We start from the raw sequence: 10,698 nt of genomic DNA, 5'->3' as shown, positions 1-10,698 counted from the left end.
GGAGGTTCGCTGTCGCTGCAAGTGGGGATCAGGCGCGCGCGTCCACCGGATCACCCATACCAACGATGATCTTGCGGGCACCGCTGAAGGGATTGCGCGCATGCGCGATGCTCATGTTGTCGAGCATCAGCAAATCACCGGCTTGCCAGGTGAACGCCACTTCGTTGCGTTCGTAGAGCGCGAGAAGGTCGGCCAGAATGTCCTCACCGATTTCGCTGCCGTCGCCGTAGGTCACCATACGCGGCAGGTTCTCCGCACCATACAGGCTGATCAATGCCTCACGCTCCTCCTCGTATAGAAAGTACGGGTGGTGCAACATGATCTGGTTAAAGAAGGACCACCGGCCGGTAACTGGATGTTGGGCCACCGCCTGTGATGGCTGGCGTACCATCAGAATGTCGTCGTGCTTCCACTGGCAGGTAGCGCCACTGCGCGCGCAGATGGCCTCGACCTCGGCGCGGTCGTGGGTCTTGAAGAACGCGTGCCAAGGCACATCCAACCCCGGGATGAAATGGCGCACATAGGTCAGGCCAAGGCGGGCGAACCGGTCACGCACCATCGGATCGAGCTGATCGTAGATCTTGCGGACATCCACGATTGGCGTTTCGCCACCGGTTTCCGACGCGACCACACATGCAAAGAACTGGTGCAGCGGCCAGTTGGCCATGTGGGAGCTTTCGCTATGGAAAAGGATGCGCCGGTTATTCGGATACGGCGTTGAACCATAGACGCGATCAGTGCCTTTCTCCTCCGGCAAATCGCCATAACCAGCGATCACGTGGTCGCACGTCAGTTGCACGACTCGCTCGAACATCCCCACCTCGGCCAGCTTGAAACCGCGCAACAGCACCGCCCCGTGTTCACGTCGGCGTTCCGCAACCTGTAGCTGTTGTCCCCGAATCCATCCTAGCGCATCCAGGCCCGCTTCGCGCGCCTGGTAAAGATAGGGAAATCCGGCCGGCATAATCGACTCCTCGACCGGCCTCAAGGCCGTGAGATCGACAGCCTTGCGCTCGCCGCGTTTGAACCTGGAAACATTGCCGCCCTCAACCTGCGTGGTGTTCATAGTGACGCGACCTTCGATCGATGAAAGGAACTGGACCAGGGTTTGCTCACCACCATCCGGAATGGCAGCGAGGATGGTGGCAAGCGCAGTGACGATCGCTTGCCCGGTCTGCGCAGAGAACAATTTCGAGGCATAGACCAGGCGGCCTATCAGTTGCCCACCTTCCTCCTCGAAAAAGAATGAAAGGTCGAACTTGGCCGGATCCTGCCCCCAGGCAGGTGCGAATTGCCCCGCACTGCCCTGCAGCGCCGAACGCGGCGTGTTCTGCAAACTGACCAGGGCATCGAACAACGGGCTTCGAGACGGATCACGATCGGGCGACAAGGCGGCGACTACCTCGCCGAACGGCAGATCGCTGTGATTCAAGGCATCGCGGGTGACCCGTGCCGATTGCACAAGGTACTCGCGGACACTTGGATTGGCGCCCATTTGAAACCGCATCGCGACCTGGTTCAGGAACAGCCCGAATACCGGTTCGAGCAGAGGCTCCCGGCGTGTCGAGACGGACGATCCCAGCACCACGTCTTCAGGCCCTCCCATGGCGCGCAGGGCCAGCGACACTGCAGCGCAGAGCAGGGCAAACCGTGTTACGCCCATATCGCGCTGCACTCCGTCCAGCCTTGCCACCACGGTCTTTGGCAGATCGACCGGAACGGTGGCACCGAACCAGACCTTCTCGCTCGGGCGAGGGCTGCTCTGGGGCAGGTTCAGCGGCCGAATGCCATGCAGGTGTTGACGCCAGTAATTCAGCTGCGCCTGCGCTTCTATCCCACGCAGCCAATGCTTCTGCCAAAGCCCATAGTCCCGATAACCGGCATCGAGTGGGGACAACTCTGGCTCATGGCCTTCGGCGAAGGCCTCGAATACCTTGCCGAACTCGGCGGCAAACTGCGCAAGCGACCATGTATCGGTGACGATGTGATGTACGTTGACCACCAGCGTACCGCCGCCGGCGGCATCGGCCAGCCAGCGAATGCGCACCAGGCATTCACTTGCGAGGTCGAATGCATGGCCGCGCTCGACCGCCATCACTGCCGCCACACAGTCCTGATGCGATCGCTCCCCGGCCGGTTCCTCACTGACTTGAAAACCGCACTGCTCGAACGGCAGGGTCTGCAGCCACGGCATACCATCGCGCTCCACAAAGCGGCTGCGCAAGATACCGTGGCGGCACACCAGATACTCGAAGCAACGGCGCAGGAAGGTCACCGGCACGCCGTCCGGTACCGGGATCGCATTACACAGGTTATAGGCACCTGCCGCGCCTTGCATGCGGGTGGCGAACCACATGCGAAGCTGCTCCTGCGAGGGTGGCATCAAGATGCTCTCCGGGGCATCGATACCCTGACGCAGCATGGCGGCAAGCAAGCGCTCGCGCTTTTCCTCCAGGCACAGGCTGGAATAGTCGCGTACGACTGCGTTCATGTCACTCGGCCTCCCGGGCCAGTTCGCCAAGCCGCTCGTCCAGCTCTCGCTCTGACATCTGCGCCAACCACTGACGCAGGCGCAACTCGCGTAATTGTGCAATCAGTGCATGCTCGTGGCCTTGCGCCTCGCCGACGCCCCCAGCGCGCAGCAACAGTTCGCGCATGAAAGCAAAGGTCGGAGACTCGAACAGTTGACGCAAACTGACCTGCACGCCATGGTGGGCACGCAGCCGGGTGAATATCTGTACCAAGGAAATGGAATTGCCTCCCAGGGCGACGAAATTGTCCTCGCGTGCGTGCGGTCGGACGCCCAGCACTTCTTCCCACAGCGCAGCCAGCGCCATGTCGATTCGGTCGGCTAGTGGCGTACCCGTCTGCGCTTCGGCAACCGGTCGCTCAGGGAGCTCCATGGCTTTTCGATCAACCTTGCCGTTGCTGCTCAAGGGCATCCGCTCGAGCAGGAACAAGGTCTTGGGCACCATGTAGTCGGGCAAGCGGGTACGCAAAAAGGACTGTATGGCACTGGCAAGATCACTGCGGCCTTCCGAAACAGGCTCGGACCGGGACAACTTGGCCGACTCCGGAACACCGCCGCCCAGCAAGGCATGCTGGACCAGCCGCGTACCTCCGTCCAACCGCTGCAACGCATCGACGAGAGACTGGATGGGCCTGGAGTCGAAGGTACCGACCGCGCACAAGCCGGTTCCGGCCACCGCGGCGGCGGCCGACAAGCGGCCGGCCGCATGGCCGATGCGAATTCGGCCCGAGGGAGAGTCCTCCCCGGCCAGGAACCAGGCGAAGGCGGCCTTGCCAAACAGCGAGGCCGCCCCTACGTCGAACACCTCCGACAATGCGATGTGGTCGGCACTCAACAACGTCAGCGCAGCGCCATCGACTCGATACAGACCCCCTGCCACTCCTTCCACGCGACCCGGTTTGACGAGCAACAGGGCTTCGACGCCCACGATTTCAGCCAAGGCTTCTTGCAGCAGGGAAAGCTCCACTGCCGGAAGCGTGCTCTCATCGAACGTACGGAAGCTCTGGCGCGCGAACAGAGACATGCCGGCAAGGTCTGGATTGGCTAGGCTGTCCGGATCAAGCGGCGTGTTCGCCTGCCACTCCCAGCTTCGCAGCGCCCGCTGGCTGGTGCTCAGTCCCAGCGCGGCCTGCAGGTCGCTGCCGGCAACCTGCGACTGCCAGCAGCCGTGATGATGGATCGGCGGCAAAAGGGCACTCAGGTAACCCGCCTCAAGCTCACTGAAAGCCAAGCTCAGATCACCATAAAGCGGCGCAATCGCGTCCAGTTCGGCCACGGCGTGCACGCAAATATGCGCCGTTGCGGAGACCTCGGCACTGACCTTGACCAGGGCGTGCTGATGCGGGTCATAGTAGTAACCACCCCCAGCGACTCCCGGAACCGCATCACCGTTCAACTGCAGGTAGAGTTGCACGGGATACAGGCTGCCGGCTGACGGATAATAATATTTCGGCAACCCGCCATCCGTAATCGGATAAGCACGAAACCGGGACAGGAGCTGCCCCAATTGCTCGAATCGAAGCTGACCGGATTCGTCCAAAACCGGTGCAGGTAGCAGCCGTCGTGAATCGTCCTCTGAAAACACCAGCACATCGCCATTGGACGAACGCACGCCACGCCGCTGGAACTTGAACAAGCTGCGCTCGACCGGATCGACAAGCACCGGCCCGAAGGACGACTGGGCCGGTGCGTATCCATCTTCCTGAGGTCTCGCACGCGGCACGATCCAACCGTACAGCGCCCGTGCCGCTCCCTGGCCGCGTGCATCAACCGCAGCCTCCTGGACCTCGGGATGCGCCAGCAAATTGGCCTCGACCTCGCTGAGCTCGATGCGATGGCCTTGCACCTTGACCTGACCATCCTCCCGTCCCAGGAACTCGATCATGCCATCGGCCAGGAAGCGCCCTAGATCACCGGTGCGATACAGTCTTTCGCCCGTATCCGGATGCACCACGAAACTCGCGGCCGTTCGTTCCGGATCGCCGAAGTAACCCTTGGCCAGTCCGATGCCGCCAATGTACAGGTCGCCGACGACATGCGTTGGGCACGGACTGAGGTCGGCATGCAACACATGAAAACGCTGGTTCGCGAGCGGCATGCCATACGGAATGCTCTTCCAGTTTGCCGGGACCGCTTGGATCGGATACCAGATCGACCAGATCGATGCTTCCGTAGCCCCCCCCATGCTGATCAATTGGATATCCGCAGATGAAACAGCACGGATACGAGCCGGCAGGTTCACTGGAATCCAATCGCCGCTCATCATGATGAGACGGACCGATTCCGGTAACCTGAGCTGGCCGATTTCGAGGTGGTCAATCAGCATCTGCACCAGCGCCGGCACGGCATTGATCACCGAAACCTGGTGCTGGTAGATCAGGTCTAGCCAATGCCCCGGTTCACGCAGGCGATCGGCGTCCGGGATCACCATGGCCCCGCCGGCACCGAGTACGCCAAACATGTCCCAGACCGAGAGATCGAAATTGAGCGCAGACAAGGCCAATGCCCGGTCCCCGGCGTTGATGCCGAACCGGCGATTGACATCGACGCAGGTGTTGCTAGCCCCGCGATGATCGATCGCCACACCTTTTGGCATTCCGGTCGAACCCGATGTGAAGATCACATAGGCCAGATCGTTCGGATCCGCAGCGCTTTCCGGAACGCCAGGTGCGGGCGGGCCGGGTACGTCCATGGACACGTCGATCCGCAGCACACCGTCCGGAATCCCTTCCTGAGCAGCCCCGGGTTGTACCAATACAGTACGGGTGCCTACCTGCCTCAGCAGACCTTCGCGACGATCCGGCGGCTGGTGGGAGTCGACCGGAACGTAGTAGGCACCCAGACTCAGGATCGCGAGGCAAGCAAGCACCTGCTCCGCCCCTTTGTGCATCATCACGCCGACCGCATCCCCACGGCAGACACCGGCACTCTTTAAATTTGCAGCCAGTGTGCCGACGGATCGACGAAGTTCGGCATGGCCGATCGTCCGCAGTTCGCCAAGTAGTGCCGGCCCGCGGTGACTGCACATCAACGCCGGCCCATGCAGCGGAGGGATATCCCAATCGACATCGGTATCGTTGTAGACGCGGCGGCTGTCGGCATCGGCTGCAGGCAATTCCGCCACCCTCACCCGGGTCAGTAGCGTCTCATCCACAGCAATCCGTTCGATGAGCCCACACAGGACCTCGAACAACGCATCGACCATGCCAGCCGGGAACAAGGCATCGACCGCATCGAGGTACAACAGCAGGCCGCCACCGCTGTTGAGTGCCATCAGGTCCATCCAGACCTGCGAGGTCTGCCCGATGCTGTAGGACTCGCCGGCGCCCGCCTCCTGATGGCCGGCATCCAGGGCGCCTAGTCCGGCGCCCTGCCCCGCGAACACCAGTCCGCTGGTGAATACCACTGGCATTTGTGCACGCGAACCGCCTTGGTGGCGATTCAGTTCACGCAGCACCTCGACACCGCTGAACAGACTGTGGTCCATATCCGACCACATGCGTTGCTGCAACGCACGCAGCCGATCTGCCAAAGCACTGCCTTCACCAGGTGCGCACTCCAGGATCGATGTGGAAGTGAAGTCGCCGACCAGGTTCACGACGTCCTCGTGCAAGGGCCGCCTGTCGAACAGGGTCAGGTTGATGCAGAACGACGGAGATCGGCTGAAGCTTCGCAATACCTCGGCATACAGGCCACAGACCAGCGTGGATTCGCTGATGCCTAGCGCACGTGCACGTTGGCCCAACGCTTGCCATGTCGAGATCGAAAAGTGCTTCTGCCGACGACTGAAACGAGGAGCCTGCAGGCTGGCCGGATCGACGGCCANGGGGCCGCCGGCAGGCTCGGAGCACGCTCGAGCCAGTATTGGCGGGCGCGCTGGTAACCCGGACCGGCGCGGAGCTTGTCCAAGGCCAGCACATAGTCGCGGAAGGTTATGCGTAGCTTGGGCAGATGCTCGGCCTGGCCCAGATGGAGGCCGATGAAGTCGCGGATCAGCAACTGCTGGCTGCCGCCATCGACGATGAGCATGTCGATACTGAGGTGAATCCGGAAAGTGCGTTCGGCGAGCCAACTGACTTCGACCGCGAACAGCGGCCAGCGATCCGCTGGCAACACCTCGTGCGACATGCGTTCACGAGTCCGTTCAACGGCCAGTCGACGTGCCTGGGGGTTGAGCAGCCGCAGATCGTGCACCTTGACTTCGTAGGATGGCGTCTCGGCCAGGATTCGCTGCATGCCCTCAGCATCGAAGATCGCGCGCAGCATGTCGTGGCGCCGCACCAGAGCATCCAACGCAGCTTCGAATCGATCGAAGTCGGGGTCCTGGTCGGCCACGTCCAGTTCCAAATAGGAATGTGTGGCTACATTCCCCATGCTTACCGCATCGCTGCGACCGATCCAGTAGGCCTGCTGGATATCCGTCAGCAGGAAGGGCTCATGGCGGCCCGCCGCATCGTGGGCCAATGTGGGAGTACCCTCCGCATCGGGGACATCGGACGCGAGGCGCTCGCCGACCTGCGCAGCCAATGCCCGTACGCTCGCATGCGCGAACAGCTCGGAAAGGCTGACGCTCAGACCGACTTCGGCGCGCATGGCGTCTATCAATTCGGTCGCCAGCAGCGAATGCCCGCCCAAGGCAAAGAAATCGATATTCGCGGCAATCCGGTCGACACCAAAGACTCTGGCCCAGATGGCGGCGATCCGGCGTTCCACATCTGTCTGACAAGCGGCCTCGGGGTCGAAGCCCGGATCCGCTTCGCCGTCTGTATGGGCGGACCACTGAAAGACCGGCAGCGGTTCGGAAGCCAGGTCGGACAACGAATCGCCAAGCGACCTGTCTGCCTCAATCGCAGATGCCGCCTGGCCGAGGAGCAACACCAGCGCGCGTAACAAGCTGTCGACGCCGGCGTCGTCCAGATGCGCCGCATCGGCCACTAGTTTGATTCGCACCCCTCGATCGGCAGCGGCGATCACGACGCTCAACGGGTAAGGTGTGCGGGCGCCGTCACCATCCAGCGTCAGCAGCCGCGGCTGGTCGTCGAGCGCCGGATCCTCCGAATCCGGCATCGGGTAATTCTCGAATACCAGCAAAGTGTGGAATAGCGGCGCGGTTGCGGGTACTTGGCTCCAACCGTGCACTTCGGCAGTTGTGCAAAAACCATGCTCGCGTATCCCCAGCAACGCCGATTGAAGGCCTGCCAGAAAACTCGGCCACGACGAGGTTGGCAACGGCCGCGCCAGTACCGGCAGGGAGCTGATGAATGGACCGATCGTGCCGTCGATCCCCGCAAGGTCGCTTGGGCGGGCTCCCAAGGTGCTTCCGAACAGCACCTCCTGCTGCTGGCTCGAACTCCAAGCCAATGCCAAGGCCCACAAAGCATGGCACAGACTTGCCCAGGTCAAATGGCGCGCACGCAAAGCCTTCGCCAGGCGCTCGGCTGTTGCAGTATCGAGTTCACAGGTACGCACCAGATGCCCACCTGCCATCGTTTGCAGCCTGCCTGTTTGGCCTGGCGCTGTGGCAGTGGTCGCACCCAGCAGGTATCTACGCCAGAACTGCTCGGCCTGGATGCGGTCACGCTTGCCGAGCCATTGCACATAGTCGCGGTAGAGGCGTGCCGGCGGACGATTCCAGGAAACGCCTTGCTTCAACGCCGCGTAGCAGGACAAAAGATCTCCAATCAAGATCGAGTTGCACCAACCGTCAATCAGGATGTGGTGCACCGTCCATACGATCCGATGGTGGTCCGGCGCCATGCGTACCAGGAGCAATCGCGTCAGTGGCGCTTGGCCCAATTTGAAGCCCGCTCTTTGCTCGGAATCGCGCAAAGCCTCCAATTCCCGATCCGGTTCTGCCGCAACGGTCAGGTTCGCCATACGGAACGGTGCCGACACTCTTCTAAGCACAAACTGCACGGGCTTGTTCCGGTCTTTCCAGACAAAGCCGGTGCGAAGCATCGGGTGGCGTGCAACGACCTGCCCCCACGCTGCTTCCAGGATCGCTGCATCCAGCGCCCCAGCCAGGCCGAACTCGACTTGTTCGATGAAAAGGTCTGGTCGGGCCAGGGCCGCAAACAGCATGCCCTGCTGAACCGGCGCCAAGGGATAGATGCTTTCGATGTCGTTCTTGCTCATGTCATCAATCCTGTCGCGTAGCCGCACTGCACGCACCGGCGCGGCGTCATCGCTATCATGGGTTGTCCTCGGCGATGACGCTCAGCAGGTCGTCCAACTGATCGGAATCGAGCGCCAGTTCGGGGAAATCGGATGGCGTGAAAGCCTGATCGGCCTCGGCAAGACATGCTCCCAAATGCGACCACGTTCGACGAAACGCGCTATCCAGCCGAATCAACGTTGCTTCGCTGAGCTGCCTGGGTACATAGGTCCAAAGCACATGCAACACGCCATCGACCAGCGACGCGGTGAAGTCGAGCAAATGCGTTCGATGGTTGTCCGGGCCATGCAGGTCTGCAAAGTCCGACAGTCGCGGCGTCAGCAGGCCCATGGCACGGTTGGCGGCAATGTCGATGCTGCCCAGGTAGTTGAACAACACACCGCGCGACGATGATGGCACCCGCCCATTGCGCAACCAATCGAGCCCCTCGTCCAAGCCCGCGAAGGGATGGCGCCTGCGCGCTTCCTTCACGTAGACCAATGTCCTTGTCGTATCGATCGCGGCATCAGCGGAAGGGTCGGCATGAATGGTCTGCAACGTCGTGAACCAGCCCAGCGTTCGGGATACATCCGGTGCGTCCTCGGGCACGTGCCGACCGTGCGCCTCCAATGAAATCGCTGGAGCAGGTTCGCCTCTCGCATCCAGCCACGCTGATTGCAGGCAGGCCAGCAGCAGGTCCGGCATTTCGACATTGAGTTTCTGCTGTGCGGCCTCTACGACCGGAGCAACCAAGGCCGCTTCCAACTGCGTACTGAACTGTCTGGACTCGTTTTCAAGGGCCATGTCCTCCGGAGGTACGCCGGAAGCAGGCGATACGGCGGCAACGCTCGAAACAATCGGATCGGATTCCTGCAAGCGCATGTGCAGGTACTGCGTCCAGGCCGCGTAACTGGCGCCCGGATCCAGAGCCGGTACCGGCCTGGACTGCACCAATGCCGCGAGTACTTGGTTCAATTGCTCGGTCAACAGCCCCATCGAAATCACGTCGCTAGCCAAGTGGTGCAGGACCAGACACAGCCGGGTCACCTTGCCGCCACGTGTAAACAGCAATGCTCGTTGAAGAATGCCCTGCTCCAGATCGAGCTGGCGCTGTGCACGCGCCAACGCCTCGCGCATGGCGTGTTCGCGTTCGGCCTCGCCCGTCCCATCCAGGTCGATTTGAGTCAATTGGACAGGGAGACGATCAACTGGAACCTCGGCCAACCAGCGCCCACCTTCCTGGCGATACCGGACATGCAGCATGTCGTGCGCATCGATCACGACCGACAATGCCTCTTTCAGCATGGCCGGATCCAGGTCCGGCGCATCCAGGTCCAGCACTTGATTCCAATGCGCAGACTGCTCGAACGATTGAGCGAAGAACCAGTGCATGATGGGGGACAGAGGCAATGCTCCTACGTGTCGCTGCTTTATCGACGCTTGTTCGACCTCCAGGGCAAGCGCCACTCGTTCAACGCTGTGGAGTTCGAACAGCTTTTGCGCCGAGAGGCGGTAGCCGCGCTGGCGCAGCGCCGAGACCACCCGGACTGCCGAAATAGAATCTCCGCCCAAGGCGAAGAAATCATCGCTGGCCTGTTCCACCTCGCGGCGCAACACATCTGCAAACACCTCGGCAACCATGCACTCGGCAGGCGTACCTGGCGCGCGGCCTAGTGGCGCGACAAGTCGCACCGGTTCGGGCAGACGAGCGCGATCGATCTTGCCACTGTTGTTTCTTGGCAGCGTGCTCAGCCAGACGAGTTCCTGAGGCACCATGTAGGCAGGCAGTCCTGCAGCCGCGTGCCTCATGACCTGGGCGTCACTAAGCTTCTCGTGGTCGGCAACCAGATAGGCGACCAGGCGCTGCGAACCATCGGATGCATGGCGGATTACCACCACCAGTTCGCGGATGCCATCGATCGCCCGCAGGCAATGTTCGATCTCGCCCAGCTCGATGCGGAAACCACGCAGCTTGACCTGATGGTCGAGCCGCCCCAGGAACTCCAGCTCCCCA

3 protein-coding genes are annotated in these 10,698 nt (G+C 61.8%); all 3 read right to left on the bottom strand.

Annotated features, from left to right (window positions below; all coding sequences use genetic code 11):
- Positions 1-28: 28 nt before the first annotated feature.
- A complete protein-coding gene (locus ASG87_RS07310) occupies positions 29-2,491 on the bottom strand; it encodes a condensation domain-containing protein (RefSeq protein WP_056003091.1) in 2,463 nt (820 codons plus the stop codon).
- Between the two features lies 1 nt (position 2,492).
- Positions 2,493-6,128 (bottom strand): amino acid adenylation domain-containing protein, encoded by a 3,636-nt coding sequence (locus ASG87_RS07305; RefSeq protein WP_157510940.1) that lies wholly within the window; start codon positions 6,126-6,128, stop codon positions 2,493-2,495.
- A gap of 2,592 nt (positions 6,129-8,720) precedes the next feature.
- A partial coding sequence (locus ASG87_RS07295; protein WP_235499589.1) for a condensation domain-containing protein occupies positions 8,721-10,698 on the bottom strand: 1,978 nt, incomplete at its 5' end.

Source organism: Frateuria sp. Soil773 (assembly GCF_001428405.1).
In the GTDB taxonomy this organism is placed as follows: Bacteria; Pseudomonadota; Gammaproteobacteria; order Xanthomonadales; family Rhodanobacteraceae; genus LMSL01.
This window is presented reverse-complemented; position numbering and strand designations above follow the sequence as displayed.